Origin of the sequence: Bradyrhizobium sp. (assembly GCF_035570375.1) — a bacterium.
In the GTDB taxonomy this organism is placed as follows: Bacteria; Pseudomonadota; Alphaproteobacteria; order Rhizobiales; family Xanthobacteraceae; genus Bradyrhizobium.
The window spans coordinates 37,770-61,912 of the sequence record NZ_DATMLW010000051.1 but is presented as its reverse complement, the minus strand read 5'-3'; the positions used below and the strand labels follow the sequence as shown (position 1 = coordinate 61,912).

21 protein-coding genes are annotated in these 24,143 nt (G+C 62.2%); 12 read left to right on the top strand and 9 right to left on the bottom strand.

Going from position 1 to position 24,143, the window contains the following annotated elements; all coding sequences use genetic code 11:
* The 3 genes from VNX23_RS06135 to VNX23_RS06125 all read left to right on the top strand — a co-directional run.
* Positions 1-636 (top strand): DMT family transporter (locus VNX23_RS06135; RefSeq protein WP_325628290.1); only part of this gene is annotated, 636 nt, incomplete at its 5' end.
* 33 nt (positions 637-669) lie between these two features.
* Entirely contained in the window at positions 670-966 is a 297-nt protein-coding gene (locus tag VNX23_RS06130; protein ID WP_325628289.1) for a DUF1330 domain-containing protein, read from the top strand.
* A 229-nt stretch (positions 967-1,195) separates the two neighbouring features.
* The gene (locus tag VNX23_RS06125) at positions 1,196-2,413 is read left to right on the top strand and encodes an adenylate/guanylate cyclase domain-containing protein (RefSeq protein WP_325628288.1); all 1,218 of its coding nucleotides are present in this window, start codon (positions 1,196-1,198) and stop codon (positions 2,411-2,413) included.
* 619 nt (positions 2,414-3,032) lie between these two features.
* Here the strand turns inward: VNX23_RS06125 and VNX23_RS06120 are convergent.
* The 5 genes from VNX23_RS06120 to VNX23_RS06100 form a co-directional block, all read right to left on the bottom strand.
* Complete coding sequence (locus VNX23_RS06120) at positions 3,033-3,293, bottom strand: hypothetical protein (protein ID WP_325628287.1); 261 nt, start codon at positions 3,291-3,293, stop codon at positions 3,033-3,035.
* Between the two features lie 138 nt (positions 3,294-3,431).
* Positions 3,432-4,220 carry a TIGR02186 family protein gene (locus VNX23_RS06115; RefSeq protein ID WP_325628286.1) on the bottom strand — a complete coding sequence of 263 codons (789 nt, stop codon included), beginning with the start codon at positions 4,218-4,220 and terminating at the stop codon, positions 3,432-3,434.
* Entirely contained in the window at positions 4,217-5,143 is a 927-nt protein-coding gene (locus tag VNX23_RS06110; RefSeq protein ID WP_325628285.1) for a sulfite exporter TauE/SafE family protein, read from the bottom strand. The genes VNX23_RS06115 and VNX23_RS06110 overlap by 4 nt, the downstream gene beginning before the upstream one ends.
* A 391-nt stretch (positions 5,144-5,534) precedes the next feature.
* The gene (locus tag VNX23_RS06105) at positions 5,535-6,230 is read right to left on the bottom strand and encodes a hypothetical protein (protein WP_325628284.1); all 696 of its coding nucleotides are present in this window, start codon (positions 6,228-6,230) and stop codon (positions 5,535-5,537) included.
* A 467-nt stretch (positions 6,231-6,697) separates the two neighbouring features.
* Positions 6,698-10,039, bottom strand: a complete 3,342-nt coding sequence (locus VNX23_RS06100; protein ID WP_325628283.1) for a hypothetical protein — start codon at positions 10,037-10,039, stop codon at positions 6,698-6,700.
* 292 nt (positions 10,040-10,331) lie between these two features.
* Between VNX23_RS06100 and VNX23_RS06095 the strand changes: the two genes are divergently transcribed.
* From VNX23_RS06095 to VNX23_RS06085, 3 genes are all read left to right on the top strand, one after another.
* On the top strand, positions 10,332-12,122 hold the full coding sequence (locus VNX23_RS06095) for an acyl-CoA dehydrogenase C-terminal domain-containing protein (RefSeq protein ID WP_325628282.1): 1,791 nt from the start codon (positions 10,332-10,334) through the stop codon (positions 12,120-12,122).
* Between the two features lie 90 nt (positions 12,123-12,212).
* A complete protein-coding gene (locus tag VNX23_RS06090; RefSeq protein WP_325628281.1) occupies positions 12,213-13,421 on the top strand; it encodes an acetyl-CoA C-acetyltransferase in 1,209 nt (402 codons plus the stop codon).
* A 118-nt stretch (positions 13,422-13,539) separates the two neighbouring features.
* Complete coding sequence (locus tag VNX23_RS06085; RefSeq protein ID WP_325628280.1) at positions 13,540-15,756, top strand: 3-hydroxyacyl-CoA dehydrogenase NAD-binding domain-containing protein; 2,217 nt, start codon at positions 13,540-13,542, stop codon at positions 15,754-15,756.
* Between the two features lie 97 nt (positions 15,757-15,853).
* Here the strand turns inward: VNX23_RS06085 and gstA are convergent, their stop codons facing one another.
* On the bottom strand, positions 15,854-16,468 hold the full coding sequence (gene gstA, locus VNX23_RS06080; RefSeq protein WP_325628279.1) for a glutathione transferase GstA: 615 nt from the start codon (positions 16,466-16,468) through the stop codon (positions 15,854-15,856).
* Between the two features lie 129 nt (positions 16,469-16,597).
* Here gstA and VNX23_RS06075 point away from each other — a divergent pair, with 129 nt between their 5' ends.
* The 6 genes from VNX23_RS06075 to VNX23_RS06050 all read left to right on the top strand — a co-directional run bounded on the left by VNX23_RS06075 (position 16,598) and on the right by VNX23_RS06050 (position 21,043).
* The gene (locus VNX23_RS06075; RefSeq protein ID WP_325628278.1) at positions 16,598-17,086 is read left to right on the top strand and encodes a MarR family winged helix-turn-helix transcriptional regulator; all 489 of its coding nucleotides are present in this window, start codon (positions 16,598-16,600) and stop codon (positions 17,084-17,086) included.
* Positions 17,087-17,347: 261 nt separating this feature from the next.
* The gene (locus tag VNX23_RS06070) at positions 17,348-18,718 is read left to right on the top strand and encodes a glutamate--cysteine ligase (protein ID WP_325628277.1); all 1,371 of its coding nucleotides are present in this window, start codon (positions 17,348-17,350) and stop codon (positions 18,716-18,718) included.
* 356 nt (positions 18,719-19,074) lie between these two features.
* Complete coding sequence (locus VNX23_RS06065) at positions 19,075-19,596, top strand: PAN domain-containing protein (protein ID WP_325628276.1); 522 nt, start codon at positions 19,075-19,077, stop codon at positions 19,594-19,596.
* Positions 19,597-19,696: 100 nt separating this feature from the next.
* Positions 19,697-20,092, top strand: coding sequence for a thioredoxin family protein (locus tag VNX23_RS06060; protein ID WP_325628275.1), 396 nt, complete (start codon positions 19,697-19,699; stop codon positions 20,090-20,092).
* A gap of 5 nt (positions 20,093-20,097) precedes the next feature.
* Entirely contained in the window at positions 20,098-20,814 is a 717-nt protein-coding gene (locus tag VNX23_RS06055; protein WP_325628274.1) for a cytochrome c biogenesis CcdA family protein, read from the top strand.
* 19 nt (positions 20,815-20,833) lie between these two features.
* The gene (locus tag VNX23_RS06050; protein ID WP_325628273.1) at positions 20,834-21,043 is read left to right on the top strand and encodes a GDCCVxC domain-containing (seleno)protein; all 210 of its coding nucleotides are present in this window, start codon (positions 20,834-20,836) and stop codon (positions 21,041-21,043) included.
* An 84-nt stretch (positions 21,044-21,127) separates the two neighbouring features.
* Here VNX23_RS06050 and lepB read toward each other — a convergent pair whose 3' ends face one another.
* The 3 genes from lepB to VNX23_RS06035 form a co-directional block, all read right to left on the bottom strand.
* On the bottom strand, positions 21,128-21,898 hold the full coding sequence (gene lepB / locus VNX23_RS06045; protein ID WP_325628272.1) for a signal peptidase I: 771 nt from the start codon (positions 21,896-21,898) through the stop codon (positions 21,128-21,130).
* Positions 21,895-23,316 carry a metalloprotease TldD gene (gene tldD / locus VNX23_RS06040; protein WP_325628271.1) on the bottom strand — a complete coding sequence of 474 codons (1,422 nt, stop codon included), beginning with the start codon at positions 23,314-23,316 and terminating at the stop codon, positions 21,895-21,897. The genes lepB and tldD overlap by 4 nt, the downstream gene beginning before the upstream one ends.
* A 216-nt stretch (positions 23,317-23,532) precedes the next feature.
* A complete protein-coding gene (locus VNX23_RS06035; protein ID WP_325628270.1) occupies positions 23,533-24,072 on the bottom strand; it encodes an invasion associated locus B family protein in 540 nt (179 codons plus the stop codon).
* Positions 24,073-24,143: the final 71 nt, after the last annotated feature.

The following is a 24,143-nucleotide window of genomic DNA, read 5'->3' as shown; positions in this document are numbered from 1 at the left end:
GGCTATACCGGCCTCAAGACGGTGTCCGCCGGACTCGGCGGCCTGATCGTCAGTGCCAATCCCGTCTTCACCGCCGTGTTCGCCGCGCTCGTGCTGAACGAGCAACTCACCTGGCGCAAGGTCGCAGGACTTGCGCTTGGCGTTCTCGGTGTCGGCCTGATCGTCTGGCATCGCCTGTCGGTCGGCACCGACAGCCTGTATGGCATCCTGTTCACGTTTGCGTCGCTGGCGTCGATTGTGGCCGGCACCATCCTGTTCAAGCTGCTGGCGCCGAAGGGCAGCCTCTGGATCGGCAACGGCGTGCAAAATTTGTCCGCGGGCATCGTATTGCTGCCGTTCGCGTTCACACAGGCCGATTTCGGCGAGATCGCGCCGAATCTGCACCTGTTGGGCGCGTTTGCGTTTCTGACGCTCGGCGGGTCGATCCTTGCCTACGCCTTGTGGTTCCATCTTCTCAGGGTTTGCGGCGCGACCGCCGCGAGCGCCTACCATTTTTTGATGCCGCCGCTCGGCATGCTGTTCGCCTGGGCGGTGTTGGGCGAGCACGTCGAGTTTCGTGACCTCCTGGGGATCGTGCCGGTAGCCATTGGCATTTATCTGGTCACGCGCCCGGCAGGGGAGCCGAGATCGCCGTGAGACGTTTTTCGTAATCCCGGAACCGAGGGCAAGATGCCTGCATTCTATATCGCCGAACATATCATCACGGACTCCGAGACCTTCCAGGAATACCGGGTCAAGGTCGGCCCGATGATTGTTCGATATGGCGGACGTTACCTGACCAAAGGTGGAAGTCATAAATTCCCGGAGGAGGCGCATTGGAAACCGGAACGGGTCGTCATCATCGAGTTCCCGGACATGGGCAGTCTCGATGCCTGGTACAATTCCGCCGAATACCAGCCCCTCCTTGCGCTCCGCAAGCAATCCACCAGCGACAAGGACATGGTCATCATCCTTGAGGGCATATAGCGGTGCGCAAATGTTCAAGCTGGACACTCCATCACCGCGCCGATAGCGGGTTCTGCGTTCAACAGGGTTCACTATGACATTATGACATTATCCAGTGCTCGCCGAGGCAGCATCCGGGCGAAAGCTGCTCAGGCGACAGACGCGGGCCTCAACAAACTGATAAAGCCTGTCGAACCAAATTCGCGTATCATATCGTCGCGGATGTGCCCCTGGAAACTTCGGGTGAAATGTGACCAAGGCTCTCGATTTCTCGCTTGCTGATCGCAAGGCCGAGCTTCTGCGCTGGCTGAGCGAAGAGGGACGTTTTGCGCCCGATACCGGTGGGCTTCTTGAGATGCTCTGCGAGAAGCTCACCATGCTCGGGGCGCCGATAGCGCGCGCCACGGTGCATGTCCGTACGTTGCATCCAGAATTCCGGGGGGTAACGCGTATCTGGCGTCGCGGACAGAGCACCGAGATCCGAACGTCGCGGCACGGTATCGAGTATACGTCGGATTACCAGAATAGCCCGGTTCAGTACGTCATCGGAACCGGACAGTGGCTTGACACTGTCCTTGACGAAGTCACCGATCGGCGCTTTCCGATCCTGGCAACACTGCGGGCGGAAGGCATTACCCATTACGTGATGGCGCCCCTTATCTTTTCGAATCGGATCGTTAACGCGATATCGTGGGCAAGCGACGCTCCCGGCGGGTTCAGGGAAGCGGACGTTGAACTCTTTCGCGATCTGGTGCCGGCCTTGGTCCCGGTTCTCGAAGTGACGACGGGCCGGCGGATCTATGGCGAACTTCTTGCCACCTATGTAGGTCGAGATCCGTGCGCGCGGATTATGGCGGGCGCAGTGCAGCGCGGCAACGTCCACCACATCAAGGCGGCGATGCTGCTCGCCGACTTGCGTGGTTTCAGCCGACTGACAGATGAGCTTCCCGAGCAAACAATCATTGAACTCCTGAATGCCTTCTTCGATCTGGTCGTCCCTGGCGTCATCGGCAGCGAAGGTGACATCCTGAAGTATATCGGTGATGCGGTCATCGCGATCTTTCCAGTCTCCGACGATAATCCGGCGCCGGCCTGCGAGTCGGCCCTGGCTGCAGCGCGGGCAACGCTGGCTGCGCTGCAGGCTTCACCGCTCGAGGTCCAGCAGCATATTTCCATCGATATTGCTCTGCATTACGGTGATGCCGCATACGGCAATATTGGCTCTGGCAATCGCCTCGACTTCACCGCCGTCGGGCGCGACATCAACATTCTCAGCCGGCTGGAACTCCTCTGCAAGGATATTGGCCGGCCACTACTCATGACTGGTGCTTTTGCCGCCGAAGTTAAGGCACCGGTATTTGAAATCGGCCACTTCGAATTGCGCGGCTTCCGTCAGCATCAGTCCCTGTACGGTTTGTGCCAAGACGGCGAGGTGCCTGCTGTGCCCACGTCGACAGATGGCGCGTAGCCCGTCGTGCCAAATTCCCGCAGTTGGTCTCATTGATCTCTTCACCGACTGTTTCGCCGTCTTGTCCAGCCCCCCTGCGAAAAAAATATCGCTTCGCAACTGGGTAGAAACAGCAATAGAGGATTGCCGTCCCGCACCTCTCACGAGGGGCGTTTCGCGATCGTCACGGACGTTGGGTGCGGGATGCGGTGGACGCCGATGGCACGTAAAGACGAAGCGTGTCGTCGCGGACGGCGAAGTCCTGTGGTCCTGATATCCCGACGCTGATATCAAGCCCTGAGGTGATGATCCTCACGGGCGATGGTGGCAAGAAAGCCCGGCTCACCAGGGAGAGCACGAAGGAAGCCGTTAAAACCATTGCGCAGGGAAGGCCGGGAATTCCGGCGGACCTGTAGTGACTATGCTCGTGTGCTTTGCTCATTTTGCACGCGGGCATGGGTGCGCTTGGTGCACCCGGCTTTCCCTGCGCCCTCATTCATTCCGAGGGACGATGTTCGTACATCACCCGGGCACACTCGTGCCGCGGGAAGGCGGAGGTGTGCCTATCGTCATTGCGAGGAGCCAACGGGTCGCGCGAATGCGCGCCCGATGACAGGCTCCGCGACGAGGCAATCCATCGTTATTTCGTGCGACAAAAATGGATTGCTTCGCTTCGCTCGCAATGACGTTGTTGGAAGATTTGTGGCTGTTTGAAAATCGAATCAGGAATTGCATCCCAAGCCGCTGCGGCCACGCGAGCGGAAAACTGAACCGGCGTTGCGAGGAGCATGAGCGACTCGTCCGCCGAAGCTTTAGCGAAGGCGGAAAGCAATGCAGACTTCTTCCGCGTCGTCATTCCGGGGCGCGAGCGTAACGAGCGAGCTTTGATGTGCAATTGCACATCAGAGAATCCATTTCTCCGCAGAGTTTGTGGCGCGATGGATTCCGGGTTCAGCCCTGCGGGCTGCCCCGGAATGACGAAAGGCTGTCTGAAAATCGAATCGGAATGAGGAGCTACGGCGATCGGACTCGATCTGCGCTAATCCTTGCGAAACACGATCGAGGCCATCCAGCCCGTCATCAGCGCCATGAAGGCGGTGACCAGGCCATAGACAAAACCGTCCTGGTGGGCGGTGGTCGCGACGAATTGCTCGAAACCGACCTTGACGATGTCGAAGGCGGTCTCGGTGCGTGCAATCAGGGCGCCGTCGGAAAACAGCTTGATGTCGACCTCATAGGTTCCGATCGGCACCTCGGCCGGAAGCGGAATGCCGGTGCGAAACAGCGTCGGTGTCAGGAAGGTCACCGCGGAAGTCTCCTCGCGATAGAGCCCATGCTCCATGCGAAGCCGCACGAAGGCGCTGCGGAATGCATCGTTCGGCACGACGTCGGCATAGTCCGTTCCCACCCGCTGGGTGAGCAGAACATTGTTCAAGCCGAGCTGCTGTCGCCGTTCGACTTCGGGCGAGGCGATCGCGTCGAACGGCCGGTTGGAAAACAGCGCGAGATAGGTCGGAACCTTGAGGAATTCGCGATAGTCGGTGTTGATCCAGATGCCGAACCGGCGCTCCTTGCGGCGCGTGACCATGTCGGCGCGCGGGCCGATGACGGTGACGACGAGGTCGTAGCTGGTGCGGGAGGGCGGCGTATTGGCGTCCCTTTCGACCGAACCGAACAGCACCAGTTCCTCGCCCGAATAGTTCGGCGTCACCGTGACGCGGTGGTTCGACACCGACGCGATCAGCCGTTCGGCTCGCGCCGGCGACAAGGCGAAGGCCATGCTGGCGACGAGCAACAATCCAGCCAATGCGAGCGGGCGCTGCATCATCCGGTGCTCCCGATTTCCCGGATGGTGAAGAGATCTTCGGGGCGGATCACCAGTTCGATCGCAAAGCGGATGCCGACCGCGAGGATGAGAAGACCGAGCAAAAGCCGCAAATGCTCGCCGCGGATCTTCTGGCCGGCGCGCGCGCCGAACTGCGCGCCAGTCACCCCGCCGACCATCAGGATCAGTGCCAGCACGGCGTCGACGAGGTGGTTGGTGACTGCGTGCAGCATGGTGGCGAACACCATGGTGACAAGCGTCAGTACCATCGAGGTGCCGATCACGGTGGAGGTCGGAACCCGCAACAGATAGATCATGATCGGAATCAGGATGAAGCCGCCGCCGATACCCATCACTGCGCCGATAAAGCCGATGACCATGCCGACGACGACAATCGGGATCACCGACAGATAGATTTTGGAGCGCTTGAAGCGCATCTTCATCGGCAACCCGTGGATCCAGACGTGGCTGCCTGAACGGCGCAGCGGGACGACGACACCGCGCCGCACGCGCAGCATCGAACGCAAGCCTTCCCAGAACATCACTCCGCCCACAGTGGTGAGCAGCACGACGTAGGACAGCGCAATCATGAGGTCGAGCTGACCGAGCGAACGCAGCAGCGTGAAGGTCCACACCCCGAGTGCGGTGCCGATCGTGCCGCCGCTCAAGAGCACCATCGCCAACGCCGGGTCGATGGCGCGGCGGCGCCAATAGGCGATCGCGCCCGAGAAGGAGGAGGCCGCAATATGGCTCGCGACCGAGGCGACCGCGACCGCGGGCGCAATCCCGATGAAGATCAACAGCGGGGTCATCAGGAAGCCGCCGCCGATGCCGAACATCCCCGAGACGAATCCTACCGCCGCCCCCATCGCGAGGATGAGGAAGATATTGACCGGAATGTCGGCGATCGGAAGATAGAGTTGCACGCAAAGTCGCTTCGGAAATGAGGCGTTAGTGGTCCAATTCTAACATTCGCGTCCCTTCTCAGCGGCCACTTTGCGAATGTTAGAATTCAAAGGACCACTAACAAATATTAAATTCTAGTGGAGTTGTGGATTTGACATTCGCTTCTCGCACTCGCGGTTAGATGGTAGCGAATGTCAAATCTACTCCACCAGGGCTGGCCGAAACCGCTCAGGGCATGGCTTCTTTTGTGAATGCGGATTGAACGCCGCGTCTTTGCATAGCCGAAATCGCCGGCCGTAGGGACTAAAGATTATTCGCTCGGGCTGTTTTTTTGTCGCTCTCAGCCAGCCGCTTTTTGGCGTGGTGAACGATTCAGATTAACGGGCAACGAAGGGTCGAGGCGCGAGGCTATCAAGGCCTGCCGACGGGGTCGGTGATGAGATTCATTGTGGAAGCTTCCCTGGAACCAAGCCAGCGGACGTCCCTGGTTTCGGACATGGCCTCCACGACGGACGAGGAAATGCCCATCCTTGTCATGTAGCTCAGCACCATTCCCGTGGTTCGCTGGGCTTCCGCAACCGGATCGCGGCCGGGCATAGTGGCCACAAACCGGTGCACGCCGAGCGCCGAGCCTTCGATGCCGTAGCGGGGCTTGCCGCCGGCATAAACCAGCACGCAGGCGCTGGCGCAGAATGAACGCGTCACCCGGCCTGAAGCATCAGTGACGCCCACGGCCGTGGCGAGGGAGCGCGAGCGAATGATCTCGCCCATGATCAGGGCCTGATCCAGATTGCCGCCGGGAGAAGACAGCAAAATCGCATCACCATCCCGGAGATGGGCCTCCTCGAGTCGCTCGCGCAACCAGCTCGCGCTTGCCGCGCCGATCGTTCCGCTGACGGCCAACACCGTCCTGGCGCGACCGGTGCCGTCGAGATCGGCCTTGGCGATCAAGGAAGAGGTCATGCTCGGTGAGAGCCAGGATTCCTTCCAGTAATCCCAGGCTTCGGGCCGCGACAGGTCCCGATAGGCACGGATGGCGATAGTGGAGACTAAAATGACAAAGATCGCGACCGACCAGATCGATCGTCGCCTTTTACCGGCGGCCAAGGGTTGTGGTGCCGGAGAGCGACTTTCCAAAGCGCCCTGCGGCGCCACCCACGGACCCGTCGGCAGATTGCGAAAGTGACCTGGATCGTTTGGACGGTCGTCAATCGGCAATGCGAACCCCTTGGCTGACCTTTAGAGCATGATCCGGACCCGAAGGGCCGCGTTAGCGCAAAGTGGATACCGGCTTTCCCTTAGCTAACAAACGCGGGACGCGTTTGCGCGGAGATCATGCTCAAAAAGGCGATGAGATCATGATGCGATTCCACTTAATCGCATCATGATCCAGGCCTCAACAGCCGTTGGCGCCCTGTCTAGCTTGCTTCCCCGGCAAGGTATATGCAGACGACACGAGAGGTGTCGCAAGCTGCATCATCTTTCCGTGTACGCATGATCTTGATGCTGGCGATTGGCGCGCGCTGCATGGCGAGCGAAAACCGCCAGTCGAGGATGGAGGTGTGGAAAACGCCTCAAGGCGCAACGGCGGCGCGCTTGCTCGCCATCGGCTTGACCGCGGATTTTGCAGGCGCGGCCTGTGCCGGCGCCGAGTCCCATCCACCCGCGGGTGCCGCCACATTGACGGCATCCTCGGGCTGGGGCTCCGGCGTGAAAGTCTGGATCGCGAGTCTTGCCGCCGCCAGCGACTGGGCGTCGAGCCGCCTGGCGACGTCGTCGCGCTTGTTGCCGGCATCCACGTCGCCCTGGGCAGCGGCCAGGCTGAACCATTTGTAGGATTCGGCGAGGTTCTGTTCGACGCCGATGCCGCGGGCATAAAGGATGCCGAGGTTGTACTGGCTGTCAGCAATCCCTCGATCGGCGGCCTTGCGGAACGACTGCACCGCGCTGTCGTAATTGGCGCCCTTGCCGCCGCCGTCGGCATCCAGCACGGCAAGGTTGTGCATCGCCTTGGCATTGCCGCGGCCCGCGGCCTGCACGTAATAACGCCGGGCGATATCGACGTCCTTCTTCACGGCGAGGCCCTTTTCGTAGAAGGTCCCGAGCCGGAAGATCGCAGGCACCACGCCGGCCTGGGCCGCACGGTCGAACCACTTCGCGGCTTCGTCGTAGTTTGCAGCCAGCCCCGTTCCTTCCGCGAAACGCAGGCCGATTTCATAGGCTGCGGAGGGATCTCCCTTCAGGGCCGCCGCACGCAGGATCGGACCGCCGATCGCCTCCGGCAGCCGCTCCGACGGCGGAATCGGTATCGTGGCAAGCTTGTTCCTGGTTGGCGTGATGTCCAGAACCTGCAGCGTACCCGTCACATCGTTTGCCGACGAAGCGGAGGGCACCGCAATGTTCTGCGGGATGGCAACGGACGCGATGCCATCGGCCGGGTCGGGTGTGTAGTTGTTGAACGACTGCCTTCCGATCGGGGTTGGCGCGGTCATCGAGGGGGCGACCTGCGCCGGCATGGCGGAGCCGGCGCCGTCATTGCCGGAAGGTATCGCCGAAGACTGTGGTTCGCTCGAATTCTCCATCACGGGCGGAATGCCGCTGGAATCAAGCAGGATCATCGCCATCCTGAAGGTGCCGAGCACGATCACGACCACGCTCGCACCGACGAGCAGCGAGCGGATCTTGGAGGTGATCGCGGAACCCTTGGTCTGGCCGCCGCCGGTTGCCTTCGCCGCGCCGCGGCCGGCCTTCTCGGCCGGCGGCGCTGCTGCTGCGGCCTGGGCTGCGCGCCGGGCCGCGGCGATGAAACTTGACGTGCTGACGGGCTCGCGCGGAGCCGCCGGAATTTCGCTGATCGCGCTCTCGGATGCGGCGATGCGCTCCGAAGGCGAAGCCGCCCGCCCCGAGGGCCGGGTTCCCGGCTCGAGCGGATGATCCGGCGGCAACGCCGGCTCGATCGCAGCGCGCGAGGCCGTCGCATGCGGCTCCAGAATTTCGCTGATACTCCGTGGTACGATCGCTGCAGTCGTCACCGCGCTCGATGCCGAATGCAATTCGCGCGGAGCGGCGTCGAAATGCTCCTGCATTGCCGCCGGATTGGGCAATTCAGGTCCGGGTTGCGGCACCATCGCGACCGCTGGCGGGTCCGTCTGCGTCGGGGCGTCGGCCGCCGACGCCGGAGCCGCGTCAAATGCGACAGCGGGCGGCGGGACATATTCAGCCGCCGATGGCGCTTCCGACTGGGTTGCGGGCGTCTGGACGCGTGCCGTGCGCAGATCGCCCTCGATCATCGTCAGGCGATCGACCACATGACCGAGCGCATTGTGGACGGCTTCGAGCGAATCCTGCGTATGGCGGTCGGTCTCGGCCTGGCTGAATCGGATGTCGGACAATTCGCGCTTGACGAGATCGGCAAGCCCGCTGTCCGAAGCAGCCGGTTCGTTTCGGCCGGTTGCGGCGAATGCCGTCATACTCGCATGCTGGCGCTCGAGTTGGTGCAGGATGTCTTGCAGACCTTCCTCGACCCGCACCAGATTGCCGGAGCGGTGATCGGCGGTGGCCTCCAGCCGCTCAAGCAAATAGCTGACGCGTTGTTCGAGATGGGCGAGGGCGGATGCGTTGTCGTTGCCGACCGCGATGCGGTCGAGACGGTCGGATAGGGCCTGCAACGCGCTCTCGATGAGTTCCGAATTTTCCTGAACGAGGGTGCGCTGCTCGCGGCTCTCGAGCGAGGTCGTCAGCGCAGCGAGGCGCTGTTCGAGGATCGCGAATGAATCAGCATGGTCGTCGGCGCGCGCAAGCTGATCGACCTTGGACGACAGGACGTGCACATCCTCGCTGAGCCGCGCCAGTGCATCGTTGGAGGCGACATTGGCGACGATGGCGCGAAGCGCTGCGATCGCACTTTCGAGCTGATGGATCGTGGACGGATCGTCGTTGGCGCGCAGGATCTGATCAAGCTTGGCGGTGAGATTGCGGATCGCCTCGTCGTAGCCGGCCAGTTGTTCGGCCGGGGTCAGCGAGCGCAATGCTTCGCGAATTTCGCTCAATGCGCGTTCGATGCCGGCGAGCGCCTGGCTGTCGATCCCGCTCTGGCGGGTATCGTCGATACGGCGTGCCAGCGAGCGAATCTCGTTTTCGATCGATTCGATGGCCCGGCGCGGCATCGCCTCGGTGATCGCCAGCCGAATTTCCGACAATTCGCGGCGGAAAGCGGCAATCGACTGGTCGATGTGATCGGGACGTTGCAGCGCCTCGATCTGGCTGGTGATCTTGAGAAGATGACGCTCCAGCGACGAGAAATCGGGTCCTGCAGGGGTCGGGGGTGCCGAAGGTGGGGCCGCCGTCGGGGTGGCGGGCGGGGCCGTCGGCGGCGCTTGCCGCGCGGGCGGGGCGCTGTCGAACTCATTCTGGCGCACGGCGATTTCGGCGACGGCGAAATCAAGCGAAGCCGGGCTTAGCGGAGGGGAGGGGCGATAGACCTGACCGGCCGCGCGCTCGACCATTTCGGTCTGGCGCTCCCTCTGCTGGACCTGCTGGCGGCCCGAGGCCGGGTCGGTAATCTGCGCAAGCCGTGCATCGAGGCGCGCGATGGCGTCGTTCAGCTGCCGGGCGACGGGTGATTCCGAGGCGGGAACCTCAGGACGCGAGCCGTCGTTTCGAGGCCTTCCCTGCGAAATCTGGTCGATCTGGCGGGCGATCGTGTCAAGGCGCTGGTGAATGTCGGCGACGTCGCGGCGCTCCCGGGCGCCCGTTGATTGATCGTGGGGATCGCGAAAATTCCCAGCGGTAGAATCGCCAAGGGTGGAATTGATCCAGTCGTTCAGCGACATGCCGGCGCGGCGGGCGGCGGCTTCGGCCCTTTCCCGGACGGACGGATCGATGCCTTCATTACTCCAGGATACGCGCGAATTCATGGTCTGGCCCGGTTCGAATCCGGCGCGCTACTTGCGCCTTCAGCCTCCCCGCGCGTCCCGGATGCGAGACAATCGAAATTCGTGCGGGGCGTCTGCCTCTGACTTCGACTTTTTCGTGTTACGGTAAAAAACCGGTTAAGGAATCGGACGGCTCGCGCGGAAAGTTGTCCGGCGGGTCAATTTGGCCGCTCGGGCCAGCGGCGTGCTTATTGTGATGCCGTTGGTCAAGCCGGCGATTGCTGGATGGCCAAATCTTTCATAAACGAATGGCTCGCACGGGAAGAGGACTGCCATGCCGATCTACAAAGCTCCCCTGGAAGATGTGAATTTCCTGCTCAACGATGTTTTTCAGATCGATCGCTACGACAATCTTCCCGGCTTCAGCGATGCTTCCGCCGACGTGCGCGAAGCGGTTCTGGGAGAGGCGGCCAAGCTGAGCGAAGAGGTGCTCCAGCCGCTCAACCGGGTCGGCGATCTCGAGGGCTGCGCCCGTCAGGCGGACGGCAGCGTGACAACGCCGAAGGGTTTCAAGGAAGCATTCAAACAGGTAGCCGAGGGTGGCTGGCTCGGGCTCTCGGCGCCCACCGAATATGGCGGGCAGGGACTGCCGATAACCCTCAGCCAGGCCGTCAACGAATTCCAGTGTTCGGCGAACATGGCGTTTGCGATGTATGGCGGCCTCACCATGGGCGCGACCGCGGCGCTGATCGTGCATGGCAGCGCTGAACAAAAGGCGATGTTCGTGCCGAAGATGGTCGCCGGCGAATGGACCGGCACCATGAATCTCACCGAGCCGCAATGCGGCACCGATCTTGGCCTGTTGCGCACCAAGGCGGTCAAGCAGGGCGACGGCAGCTACAAGATCACCGGGACCAAGATTTTCATTTCCGCCGGCGAGCACGACCTTACCGAAAACATCATCCACCTGGTGCTGGCGCGGATCGAAGGCGCGCCAAGCGGCATCAAGGGCATCTCGCTGTTCGTGGTGCCGAAGTTTCTCATCAAACCCGACGGATCGCTGGGTGCGCGCAATGGCGTGACCTGCGGTTCGATCGAACACAAGATGGGCATTCACGGCAATTCCACCTGCGTCATGAACTACGACGGCGCCACCGGCTGGCTGATCGGCGAGGAAAACAAGGGCATGCAAGGCATGTTCGTGATGATGAACGAGGCGCGGCTCGGCGTGGCGGTGCAGGGCCTGGCGCAGTCGGAGGTGGCCTATCAGAACGCCGCTGCCTACGCCCGCGACCGCCTGCAGGGCCGCTCGCTCTCGGGAGCCAAGGCGCCGGACAAGCCGGCCGATCCGATCATCGTGCATCCGGACGTGCGGCGTACCTTGCTCACCATCCGTGCCTTCAACGAGGCGGCGCGGGCGATGGTGGTGTGGACGGCGTTGAAGAGCGACGTCGCCCACCGCTCCAGCGATCCCAAGGACCGCCAGGAGGCGGACGATCACATGGGTCTTATGACGCCGGTCATGAAAGGCTTTCTCACCGACACCGGCTTTGCCAATGCGGTTTCCGCGCAGCAGATTTACGGTGGTCACGGCTACATCGCCGAGCAGGGCATGGAGCAGTTCGTGCGCGATGCGCGCATCGCGATGATCTACGAGGGCGCCAACGGTATTCAGGCACTCGATCTGGTCGGACGCAAATTGCCGCGCGATGGTGGCCGAGCCGTGATGTCCTTTTTCAACGAGGTCGCCTCCTTTGCAAAGGAGCACGGCGCCAACGAGGCCATGAAGCCCTTTGTCACGCCGCTCTCCGCCGCACTCGGCCATTTGCAGCAGGCCACCACCTGGCTGATGCAGAACGCCATGATGAAACCGGACAATGCCGGTGCGGCCGCGACCGACTACCTGCAGATGTTTGGCCTTGTCACGCTCGGCTACATGTGGGCGAAAATGGCCAAGGTCACCCATGACAAGATTGCGGGCGGTGGCGCGACGCCCTATCTGACGACCAAGCTGGTGACGGGCCGGTTTTTCATAGAACGGGTGCTGCCGGAAACATCGGCGCATCTGGCGCGCATCCAGAGCGGAAGCGCGACCATGATGGAATTGGCTGCCGAAGCCTTCTGAGCGGAGCAAATCTTTCTGGCGGGCTGCCAAGGAATTCGGGGCCTGCTTCCAGACGGTATAAAATTATGATCCTCATACCAGGAGGGCGTCATGCCTGAGGCATATATCTACGATCACGTTCGCACGCCGCGCGGCCGCGGCAAGCCCGACGGCGCGCTGCACGAGGTGACCGCGCTGGCGCTGGCGACCGCACCGCTAAAGGCGCTCAAGGAGCGCAACAATCTGGCCGAGGACGTCGTCGATGACGTGGTGCTCGGCGTGGTCGATCCGGTCGGCGAGGCCGGCTCCGACATCGCACGCTTCGCCGCGCTCAAGGCCGGGCTCGGTCAGTCCGTCCCGGGCGTGCAGATCAGCCGCTTCTGCGCTTCCGGCCTTGATGCCGTGAATTTTGCCGCAGCGCAGATCATGAGCGGACAGCATGAGCTTGCCATCGGCGGCGGCGCTGAGTCCATGAGCCGGGTCGGCATCGGGTCTTCCGGCGGTGCCTGGCCGATGGATCCCTCGATCGCGGTGCCGGCCTATTTCATGCCGCAGGGCGTCTCCGCCGACCTGATCGCGACCAAGTACGGCTTTTCGCGCGACGATGTCGACGCCTATGCGGTGCAGAGCCAGCAACGCGCCGGCAAGGCCTGGGAGGAGCGGCGCTTCGACAAATCGGTAATCCCGGTCAAGGACGTCAACGGGCTGACGATTCTTGCCAAGGACGAACACATGCGTCCCACCACGACGATGCAGTCGCTTGCGCAGCTGCAGCCTTCATTTGTCACCGTCGCGCAGATGGGCGGCTTCGATGCGGTGGCGATCCAGTCCCATCCCGAGATCGAACGGATCAACTATGTCCATCACGCCGGCAATTCCTCCGGCATCGTCGATGGTGCCGCCGCCGTCCTGCTTGGCAGCAAGGAGGCCGGCGTCAAGCACGGCCTGAAGCCGCGCGCCAAAATCCGCGCCTTCACCAATATCGGCTCGGAGCCTGCGATGATGCTCACAGGTCCGGTCGATGTGACTGAAAAGCTGTTCGAACGCTCAGGCATGAAGAAATCCGACATCGACCTGTTCGAATTGAACGAGGCGTTCGCCTCTGTGGTTTTGCGCTACATCCAGGCTTTCGAGATCGACAACGACAAGATCAACGTCAATGGCGGGGCTATCGCGCTCGGCCATCCGCTCGGCGCAACCGGCGCGATGATTCTGGGAACCGTGCTCGATGAACTCGAGCGCAGCAACAAGTCGACCGCCTTGGTCACGCTATGCATCGGCGGCGGCATGGGAACCGCCACGATCATCGAAAGAGTTTAGGCGGTAGGGTGGGCAAAGCGAAGCGTGCCCACCGATCCAGATAACAAGCCGATAGATGCTGGGCACGGCGCGAAGAGCGCCTTTGCCCACCCTACGCAGTGATCGAAGGGAGCGACAAATGGCCTTCAGGAATTTCAAGGTTGAGAACGATGCCGACGGCATTGCGCTGGTCACGTGGGACATCCCCGGCCGTTCGATGAACGTGCTCGACGAGACCTCGATTATCGAGCTCGAGGAGATCGTGCAGCAGACGTCCAATGACGCCGCCGTCGAGGGCGTTGTCGTCACCTCCGGCAAGGAGGTGTTTTCGGCTGGCGCCGACCTGTCGATGCTGGAAGGCATGAACCGCCGCTATGCCGATCTCTTCAAGGCCAAGGGCGAGGTCGCGGCCAATCAGATGCTGTTCGACCAAAGCCGCAAATCCTCGCTGGTGTTTCGCGCCATCGAGACGAGCGGCAAACCGTGGGTCGCTGCGATCAACGGGCTGGCGCTCGGCGGCGCGTTTGAACTGACGCTGTCGTGCCATTATCGCGTCGCCGCCGAAAATCCGAAGACGCGTCTGGGATTGCCCGAGATCAAGGTCGGGCTTTTCCCCGGCGCCGGCGGCACGCAGCGGGTGCCGCGCATCGTGCCGCCGCAGGACGCGATGCAGATGCTCCTCAAGGGCGAGGCGGTCGCGCTTGACAGGGCCAAGGCCTTGAAGCTGATCGACGCCGTGGTGCCGGCAAGCGACCTCATCAAGGCCGCCAAGGACTGGATCAAGGGCGGCGGCAAGGCTGTGGCGCCCTGGGACGAGAAAGGATTCAAGCTGCCGGGTGGTCCGGTTTACTCCAAGAACGGCATGATGATGTTCCCGGCAGGGAACGCGATCTACCGCCGCGAGACCTTCGACAATTACCCGGCGGCGCGCGCGATCATGCAATGCGTCTACGAAGGCCTGCAGCTGCCGATCGACGCCGCGCTTCGCGTCGAGTCGCGCTACTTCGCGCAAATCCTGCGCAGCAAGGAAGCGGCCGCGATGATCCGCTCTCTCTTCCTGTCGATGCAGGAATTGAACAAGGGCGCGCGGCGTCCGCAGAACGTGCCGCCGACCAAGGTCAAAAAGCTCGCCGTCATCGGTGCCGGCTTCATGGGCGCCAGCGTCGGCTACGTTTCGGCGCGCGCCGGCATCGACGTGGTGCTGATCGATCGCGACCAGGAAAGCGCCGACAAGGGCAAGGCCCACGCCAGATCGGTAATCGACGATCTGATCAAAAAGGGCCGCGCCAGGGAAGCCGACCGCGACGCCATCCTCTCCCGCATCACTGCGACTGCGGATTACGCCGTGTTGAAGGATTGCGATCTGATCATCGAAGCCGTATTCGAGGACAGAAAGGTCAAGGCCGAGACCTATGCCAAGGCGCAGCCGCTCGTCAGGAACGATGCGATCTTCGCCTCCAACACCTCGACGCTGCCGATCAATTCGCTCGCCGAGGAATTCAAGGATCAGAAGAAATTCATCGGCATCCATTTCTTCTCGCCGGTCGAGAAGATGATGCTGGTGGAAATCATCGTCGGCCGAAACACCGGCGACGTCGCGCTTGCCACGGCGCTTGATTACGTGCGCCAGATCGGCAAGACGCCGATCGTGGTCAATGATTCCCGTGGTTTCTTCGCCAACCGTTGCGTGCTGCGCTTCACGGCCGAGGGTCTCGAAATGCTGATGGAAGGCGTGCCGCCGGCCATGATCGAGAACGCTGCCAAGATGGCAGGCATGCCGGTCGGGCCGTTGTCACTATCGGACGAAGTGGCGCTCGACCTTGTGCTCAAGATCATGAAGGCGACCGAAGCTGATCTCGGTGCGAATGCCGTCGACCAGGCGCAGAAGAAGCTGATGATCGAGATGGTCGAGAAGCAAGGCCGCTTCGGCCGCAAGAACGGCAAGGGCTTTTACGACTATCCGGAGAAGGGCAAGGGCCAGAAGAGCCTGTGGCCGCTGTTGAGCAGCCTGCAGCCGAAGCACCTTGATCCGGATACGCTCGATGTCGAGGAGCTGAAGCAGCGTTTCCTTGTGGTGCAGGCGGTGGAAGCCGCGCGCACCGTGGAGGATCACGTCATCACCGATCCGCGCGAGGCTGATGTCGGTTCGATCCTCGGTTTCGGCTTTGCGCCGTTCACCGGCGGCACGCTGTCCTATATCGATTTCATGGGGACGAAGAAGTTCGTCGAGCTGTGCCGCAAGCTCGAGGCCAAATATGGCTCGCGCTTCACCCCGCCAAAACTCCTGATCGAGATGGTGGAAAAGGGTGAAACCTTCTACGGCCGCTTCCCGCCGAAGAAGCAGGCTGCGGCGTAAGATTGGCCGTCATTCCGGGATGGTGCGTTAGCACCAGACCCGGAATCTCGAGATTCCGGGTTCGATGCTCTGCATCGCCCCGGAATGACCGGCAGATCTATGCCGCCTTAACGAGGCCTTCCTTGATGAGCGCTTCCTGCACCTTGGGACGCGCCGCGACGCGGGCCTTATAGGCCAGGAGGTTCGGCATCTCTGAAAGATCGAATTTCAACGCTTCGGCCCATCTCAGCATGACGTACAGATAGCCGTCGGCGACCGTGAACTGCTTGCCCATCAGATAGTCGTGACCGGCGAGCTTGCCATCGATAAACCTGAACTTGCCCGTCGCGCGGTTCTTGAAGAAGGCCTTGGCGTCGTCGGAAAGCGCCGAACTGAACAGCGGGCCGATGCTCTTGTGCAATTCCGCCGTGATGAAGTTCAACCATTCCTGCAGCTTGTAGCGCTCAGCGCTGTCGCGGGCGCGTGCGAGGTGCTTGGCCGGTACCTTGTCGGCAATCATCTGCAAAATCACGGGACCTTCGGTCACGATCTCGCCGCTGTCGAGGACAAGCGCCGGCACCTGGCCCTTGGGATTGACCCTCAGATAGTCGTCGCCATTCTCCAGCTTCTTGGCGCCCAGATCGACCTTGACCAGATCGTACGGCAGGCCGGCTTCCAGAAGGGAAATATGGGGCGACAGCGAGCAGGCTCCAGGCGCGTAGTAGAGCTTCATCGGAAATTCCTTCCCCTGGGTCATGTCAAACGGACGATGCAGTAACTAAATGCATTTGCATGAATAGTCAACATTGATGCAGCTGCATTAAGTGCGCTACACTCCTTCCCGTCATCTATGGAAGCCGCCATGAAACGCAAACCGTCGAGCGAGGCAACCGCCGCCTGGATTCGCCTGATGCGAGTCCAGACCCGGGTGCTCAACGCCGTCGAGCAAGACTTGAAAAAGGCGGGGTTTCCGCCGCTGGCCTGGTACGACGCGCTGCTCGAACTGTCGCGCGCGCCATCGGGCGAATTGCGCCCCGTGGAACTCGAAAAACAGATGCTGCTGCCGCAATACTCGACCTCGCGGCTGATCGACCGGCTGGTCGACGAGCAATTGGCGGCGCGCCGCGAGTGCAAGATCGACAAACGCGGCCAGTTCGTCGAGATCACCGAGGCCGGACGTGAACTGCAGAAGAAGATGTGGGGCGCCTATTCCGCAGCGATCGAAAAGCATGTCGGCTCGAAACTGTCCGACGCCGATGCCGTAAAGCTATGCTCCCTGCTCGACCGGCTGGGCTGCTCGTGCGGCGAGGCGCCATCGCTTGCCGCAAGAGACGGCGCGCCAGCTCGATGATATTCTCCTCACCTCTCACATCCGCGGACCACCGGGTTTGCGGATGTCCTAGTGTGGAGGATTTGACATTCGCTTCAGTATCGCCGCGAGTCCTCAAAGGCGAATGTCAAATCCAAAACCACACCAGAATCCTATATTTACCTGGTGTCCCTTTGGTTCTGACATTCGTAAACGAACCCGCCGCGATACGATACGAATGTCAGAACCGGGACACTAGCCGCCGCACGCGTTTGGTCGAAACGCTCCGCATCCGGTACCTGCATGGCGCGTGACCAGATCGATATGACGCCGCTGCAGTCGCGCGCCGAACTCATCGCGTGGCTGGAAGCGGGCGTGAAGCCGCCTTCCGAATTCCGGATCGGCACCGAACACGAGAAGACGCCTTTCACGCTGGCCGGGCATCGTCCGGTGCCTTATGAGGGCGCGCGCGGCATCGGTGCGCTGCTGGAAGGCATGAAGCTCCTGCTCGGCTGGGAACCGATCATGGAGCGCGGCAATATCATCGGGCTTTACGACGTCACCGGCGGCGGCGCGATTTCGCTGGAGCCGGGGGGACAATTCGAATTGTCGGGCGCCCCGGTCGAAACCGTGCATCAGACACAGAGCGAATTGATGGCGCACCTCGCCCAGGTGCGCGAAATCGCAACCCCCCTGGGGATCGGATTTCTCGGGCTCGGCATGACGCCGTCGTGGTCGCGCGCCGAGATTCCGATGATGCCGAAGGGGCGCTACAAGATCATGACCAACTACATGCCGAAGGTCGGCCGTTACGGCCTCGACATGATGTATCGCACCTGTACCGTGCAGACCAATCTCGACTTCTCCTCCGAAGCCGACATGGTCAAGAAGCTCCGCGTGTCGCTGGCCCTGCAGCCGGTCGCGACCGCGCTGTTTGCCAATTCGCCCTTCACCGAAGGCAAGCCTAACGGGCTGCTGTCGTTCCGCTCCGAAATCTGGCGCGATACCGATAATGCGCGGGCCGGGATGCTTCCTTTCGTTTTCGAGGACGGCATGGGGTTCGAGCGCTGGGTCGACTACGCGCTCGACGTCCCGATGTATTTCGTCAAGCGCGGGGAAACCTATATCGATGTAGCGGGATCATCGTTCCGCGATTTCTTCGAGGGAAAAAATCCGGCGCTTCCCGGCGAGCGTCCGACGCTGTCGGACTGGGCCAACCACCTCTCGACGATTTTTCCGGAAGTACGGCTGAAGCGTTATCTGGAAATGCGCGGCGCCGACGGCGCGCCGTGGGGGCGGCTTCCGGCCTTGCCCGCGTTCTGGGTCGGACTTTTGTACGACGATCTCAGCCTCGATGGCGCGTGGGACATGGTCAGAACCTGGAGCGCGTGCGAGCGTCAGTTGCTGCGTGATGACGTGCCGCGGCTTGGCTTCAAGGCAAGGATCAGGGACCGTTATCTGTTCGAAATCGCCAAGGAGTGCCTTGCGCTGTCGCATGCCGGCCTGCGCCGGCGCGGCCATATCGATCACTCCGGACGCGACGAGACGCGTCATCTAGAGCCGCTGGACCGGATCGTCGATTGCGGACACACCCCTGCCGAGGAAATGCTCGCGAAGTTTCATGGTCCTTGGCGTGGCTCGGTAGAACCGGCCTATGATGAATACGCGTTCTAGCTGCAACTGATTGGGTCCGATAACATTTCCTGCCAGCCGTCGGCTTGAATGGCCGGATTCCGCCGTTCATCTGCCGTACAGGTTCGCGGCGATCAAATGGCGAATGCCCGCTTTCCGAAGTTCGTGCTCCTTCTCAGCAGCACCTTTTCACGAACTCCGGAAAGTCACCGGCATTCGTAATTCAAAGATTCTAGTACCGTTTATCGACCTGAAGTCCCTGGGGGAGAACTCGCGACTTGCACTGCAGGGACTTCAGATCGTGCGGTACCAGGCCGCGAAATGCGGTTAAGTCCGTTAAGTCCGATTACTTGAAAGCATCGCGAATGTGGGTAGGCCGCCTGCTCCGGGCGTGTTTGATGACGCTCGGTTTTGTTGCAGCTGCAACGGCCACGGAATCGGCCTTCGCCCAGGCCAATTTTGATCGGCCGGGTGGCGATTACATGAATGTGGTGGTGCCATCGGGCGATCCGGCCGAGTGCGCGCTGCTGTGTGAGCGCGACCGGCGCTGCCGGGCGTGGAGCTTCAACTATCCGAGCGACATCTCCAGAAATGCGCTTTGCTGGCTGAAGAACAGCGTCCCGGCGCGGGCTTCCGACGATTGCTGTGTTTCCGGCGTGCGCGGCGCAGGCGTGGTCGAACCGCGCAACAGCGGGGTCGAAACCTCGATCGACCGCTATGGCGGCGATTACCGCAGCTTCGAACTCAAGCGCGGCGACGGCGACGAGATCTGCAAGGCGGCTTGCGCGGCCGACAACAGATGCCGGGCCTGGACCTTTGCCCGACCCGGATACATCGGCAGAGATGCTCACTGTTTTTTGAAGAAAGACATCAAGCCGCCCCGACGCAAGCCGGGCTTCACCTCGGGCGTCGTGAGGTAACATCCGCAGCATCCGGATCGTAACCGGGTTGCGCCCACAAGCGGTCGGCCGTGATGGCCCGATTTTTGGGAGCGCGAAGTCAGAACAGGAGCTCACGACGATGTTAACGCGCAGGTTTCTTAACGGGGCGATTGTTACGGCAGCCTTGGTGTTGACCCTTGCGCCCGCCTGGGCCAACAGAGCTGTCCCATTCTCGGCCGAAGCCTTCAAGGCGGCGCAGGAACAGGGCAGCCCCATCCTGGTCGAAATCCACGCCGACTGGTGTCCGACCTGCAAGGCGCAGAATCCGATTCTCGAGAAGCTGACCGCGGATCCGAAATTCAAGGACCTGAAGATTTTCCGCGTCGATTTCGATGCGATGAAACCGGTGGTCAAAGAGTTTGGCGCCCAGATGCAGTCGACGCTGATTGTCTTCAAGGGAGCCAGGGAGCAAGGCCGCTCGGTCGGCGATACCAGGGAAGCCTCGATCGCGGCACTTCTCGACCAGAGCCTCTGATCCCGGTGACCACGCTCGCCCTGGCGTTCGTCGCCGGCCTTCTGTCGATCCTGTCGCCCTGCGTGTTGCCCTTGGTACCGATCGTGCTGGCGGCCGCGGTGACCGCCCATCCGCTGGGTGCGTTCGCCGTGGCCGGAGGCCTCGCTTTGTCGTTCACGGGGCTCGGCCTCCTGCTCGCCTTGGCGGGATTCGGCCTCGGCATCGATGCCGGCACGTTTCGCCTGGCCGCGGCAGCGATCATGGTAATGCTCGGCGCGGTTCTGATGGTTCCCTCCTGGCAGGCGCGGCTTGCGGTGGCGGGGGGACCGGTGTCGAACTGGGCTGACCGGCGATTCGGGAATTTCGCGGCGTCCGGGCTCGCAGGGCAATTCGCGATCGGCCTCCTGCTCGGGGCGGTCTGGTCGCCTTGCGTCGGCCCGACGCTCGGTGCTGCGTCGCTTCTGGCTTCACAGGGACAGGACCTGCCGAGGGTGACGCTGACCATGGCGATCTTTGGCGTCGGTGCGGCACTGCCGCTGGTCCTGTTCGGACTTCTGTCGCGCGCGACCCTAATGCGCGCTCGCGATGGCCTGATGTCGGCCGGAAAGCTCGGCAAGAGCCTGCTCGGCGCGGCCTTCATCGTGATCGGCGTTGCGAACATTAGCGGCGCCGACAAGAGGCTGGAGGCCGCCTTGGTCGCAGCTTCGCCGCAGTGGCTGACCGACTTGACGACCTATTTCTAGCGGGATTTCGGGAGTGGCGATGCGGCTCGAATCGAAACTGACTTGCCCCGCCTGCGGTTTTGAGGCCGTCGAGACCATGCCGCTCGATGCCTGCCAGTTTTTCTACCTCTGCAAGGGCTGTGGCAAAAAACTGAAACCCAAAGCGGGCGACTGCTGCGTATTCTGCTCCTACGGCACGGTGCCTTGCCCGCCGGTCCAGCGGGACGGCAAAAGCGCGTGCTGCAGCTAATCTTCCGATTCTGAGATTTGCATCGCGAATTCGCTGTTACGGGCAAATGTCAAATCCGCGCCACGAGCGAAGGTGCGGTCCGCCTCAACGCACCGAGGTAAAGAATCGCGCCAGCCGGAAACCGGACAGCCATGTCCACACCGGTTGCCGGCGGATGCCCAGATCCCAGGATCCGATCACCGCATCCGCGCGCCCGATCAGATTGTCGACAGGCAGCAACCCGACGCCGCCTTCGCGAACCGGGACGCGGCTGTCGGCGGAATTGTCGCGGTTGTCGCCGAGCACGAACAGATGGTCCGGCGGCACCCTCACCTCGGGCGTGTTGTCGAGCCGGCCATTGTCGCGAAGCTTGAAGATCGCGTGGCGCACGCCGCCCGGCAAAGTCTCGATGAAGCGATAAGCGGGCTCGCTGCTGCCGCTTTCGTCTTCGGCTTCGCCGATGCCGTCGGGTCTCAGCGACGCGGGGCGATCGTTGATGAACAGTTGGCCCTGGCGCATCTGGATGCGATCGCCGGGCAGCCCGACCACGCGTTTCACCCAGGCCTGCGAGCTGTCGCCGGGCCAGCGAAACACCACGACATCGCCGCGCTTGGGCGTCTCGCCGAACACGCGTCCGGTTTCGCTCAGGTTGATCTGGATCGGCAGCGAGGCGGTGCCATAGCCATAGGGGTATTTCGACGCCAGCAGGGCGTCGCCGATCAATAGCGTCGGCTCCATCGAGCCCGACGGCACGTAGAACGGTTCCGCGATCGCGCCCTTGGCAACGAACACGATCAATATCGCCGCCAGGAACTGTACGACCGGCACCGCCCAGCTCCGCGCCTTTGCGCCGATGGCTTCCCGATTGACGCTCATCCGCCGGTTCCTCCGACCGTAATGCGCTCCATCCGCAGCGTCGGCTGGCCGACGCCGACCGGCACGCCCTGGCCGTGCTTGCCGCAGGTGCCGATACCGGTGTCGAGCGCGAGATCGTTGCCGATCATGGTGATCCGGTGCAGGTCGGTCGGCCCGTTGCCGATCAGCATCGCGCCCTTCAGAGGCGCACCGACCTTGCCATTTTCGATCTTGTAGGCCTCGGTGCATTGGAACACATATTTGCCCGAGGTGATGTCGACCTGGCCCCCGCCAAAATTGGCGGCGTAGACGCCGTTTTTGACCGAGGCGATGATTTCGGCGGGATCGCGATGGCCCGCCAGCATGTAGGTGTTCGTCATGCGCGGCATCGGCACATGCGCATAACCCTGGCGGCGGCCATTGCCGGTCGGCTTCATGTTCATCAGCCTGGCATTCTGGCGGTCCTGCATGTAGCCGACGAGGATGCCGTCCTCGATCAGCACCGTACGGTTGGTCGGCGTGCCCTCGTCATCGATCGACAATGACCCGCGGCGCGCGGCCAGCGTGCCGTCATCAACCACCGTGACACCCTTGGCCGCTACCTGCCGGCCCATGAGCCCGGCGAAAGCCGACGTCTTCTTGCGGTTGAAGTCGCCCTCGAGCCCGTGGCCGACGGCTTCATGCAACATCACGCCAGGCCAGCCGGCCCCGAGCACGACATCCATTTCGCCGGCCGGTGCCGGAACCGATTCGAGGTTGACCAGTGCCTCGCGGATCGCGCCGTCGGCGGCCTCGCGCCAAGCCTTGGTGTCGATGAAACGGGCATAGCCCTCGCGGCCGCCGTACCCCTTGCTGCCGCTTTCCTGGCGATCACCCTGGCCTGCGACCACGGAAATGTTGACCCGCACCAGTGGGCGGATGTCGCGGTAGCTCTCACCGTCCGGGCGCAGGATCTCGACCACCTGCCAGGTGGCGCCCAGGCTGACCGTCACCTGGCGCACCCGCGGGTCCTTGTCGCGCACATAGGCGTCTATTTCGGCCAGCAGTTTCACCTTGGATTCAAAACCGGGCGCATCCAGTGGATTTTCGTCGCCATAGAGCCGCACATTGGTGTGCGCCGGCGCCGCCGCGAAAGTTCCACTGTAGCCACCACGGACGGCCGCAACTGCGTCGGCTGCGCGGATCAAGGCGGGCAGGGAGACATCGGAGGAATGCGCATAACCGACGGCATCGTCCTTTACCGCACGCAGCCCAAAACCCTGGGAGGTGTCATAGGTCGCCTGCTTGAGCCGGCCATTGTCGAACATCAGCGCTTCGGTTTGGCTGTACTCCAGGAACAATTCGCCGTCGTCGGCGCCTGAAAGCCCGCGGCCGAGCTGATCGCGGACGGAATTGCGGTCGAGATTGGCTCGGTCGAGAAGCGAGGTCGGGGGGGTCATCAAGTGCTCCAAGTTTTTCTTTTCATTCCGCCGAGGGGGAACCCATCTTGAAATGGGCTTGGCGAGTTAAGCAGAAAGCCGCCAAGCGATCGCCTTACATCGCCGTAACCCGCGGTTTCGGGGCGCGCTGCAGGGCTTGTGAAGATGTCTCCAAGATAGTTGCGACTGGTGAAAAAGGGAGGTCTTTGAGGCGATCACCCAGCGAGGCACATTGCCTCACGGCAACTTGTCGTATCCTTCGCCCAAGCCGTTCAAACTGAGCGGGAATCCGATGCCCTCTTCAGGGGTCTCGAAAATAATGAAGGTTGCCGTCTTCGCGGTCCGCAGCTGTCCCAGCAGCTTGTCATCCATCACCACCTCGGCCACGCAACCATTGGGCAGACATCTGACGAACCCGGCGCGGCCGACGTCGACATTGTCGAGCTTCAAGCCCAGTCCGGAAGGCAAGAGCACGCCGAGCGGCGCGACCACCCGCATCAGCCTGCTTTTCTGGTCAGCGGTCTTGAGCACGATGACCGTGAGCCCGGCATTGGAGCGGTCCTCGGCTACCACGCTCTGAATCAGGGCGCATTGCTCGGCTTGCGCGCCCGGCGGGGTGTCGCAGCGGATTTGCCAGTCGCCGTGAACCGACCTCACCGCGCCCTGGGCGCCCGCCGCCGTCGTCAGGCCCAGCCAGAACAGTAGCGCGAGAGCGTAGCCCACCCAGTGCTGTCGGGTTGGATGGAGGCAATTTGCCCGGTGTTTCGAAGGCGCCATCAGGGTCGGTCCCGTGATTGTTTCCTTGGGTAGTATGGGTAGGCCCGCCCGTCGAGAATAGACTTTAGGAC

Bases quoted from the DNA above. Each gene is read 5' to 3' on its own strand.
- VNX23_RS06075 (WP_325628278.1), top strand. From the start codon at position 16,598: ATGAAACGCAAACCGTCGAGCGAGGCAACCGCCGCCTGGATTCGCCTG.
- VNX23_RS06100 (WP_325628283.1), bottom strand. From the start codon at position 10,039: ATGAATTCGCGCGTATCCTGGAGTAATGAAGGCATCGATCCGTCCGTC.
- VNX23_RS06085 (WP_325628280.1), top strand. From the start codon at position 13,540: ATGGCCTTCAGGAATTTCAAGGTTGAGAACGATGCCGACGGCATTGCG.
- VNX23_RS06050 (WP_325628273.1), top strand. From the start codon at position 20,834: ATGCGGCTCGAATCGAAACTGACTTGCCCCGCCTGCGGTTTTGAGGCC.
- VNX23_RS06095 (WP_325628282.1), top strand. From the start codon at position 10,332: ATGCCGATCTACAAAGCTCCCCTGGAAGATGTGAATTTCCTGCTCAAC.
- tldD (WP_325628271.1), bottom strand. From the start codon at position 23,316: ATGACCCCCCCGACCTCGCTTCTCGACCGAGCCAATCTCGACCGCAAT.
- VNX23_RS06060 (WP_325628275.1), top strand. From the start codon at position 19,697: ATGTTAACGCGCAGGTTTCTTAACGGGGCGATTGTTACGGCAGCCTTG.
- VNX23_RS06090 (WP_325628281.1), top strand. From the start codon at position 12,213: ATGCCTGAGGCATATATCTACGATCACGTTCGCACGCCGCGCGGCCGC.
- VNX23_RS06070 (WP_325628277.1), top strand. From the start codon at position 17,348: ATGGCGCGTGACCAGATCGATATGACGCCGCTGCAGTCGCGCGCCGAA.
- VNX23_RS06130 (WP_325628289.1), top strand. From the start codon at position 670: ATGCCTGCATTCTATATCGCCGAACATATCATCACGGACTCCGAGACC.
- VNX23_RS06065 (WP_325628276.1), top strand. From the start codon at position 19,075: ATGACGCTCGGTTTTGTTGCAGCTGCAACGGCCACGGAATCGGCCTTC.
- VNX23_RS06035 (WP_325628270.1), bottom strand. From the start codon at position 24,072: ATGGCGCCTTCGAAACACCGGGCAAATTGCCTCCATCCAACCCGACAG.
- VNX23_RS06115 (WP_325628286.1), bottom strand. From the start codon at position 4,220: ATGATGCAGCGCCCGCTCGCATTGGCTGGATTGTTGCTCGTCGCCAGC.
- gstA (WP_325628279.1), bottom strand. From the start codon at position 16,468: ATGAAGCTCTACTACGCGCCTGGAGCCTGCTCGCTGTCGCCCCATATT.
- lepB (WP_325628272.1), bottom strand. From the start codon at position 21,898: ATGAGCGTCAATCGGGAAGCCATCGGCGCAAAGGCGCGGAGCTGGGCG.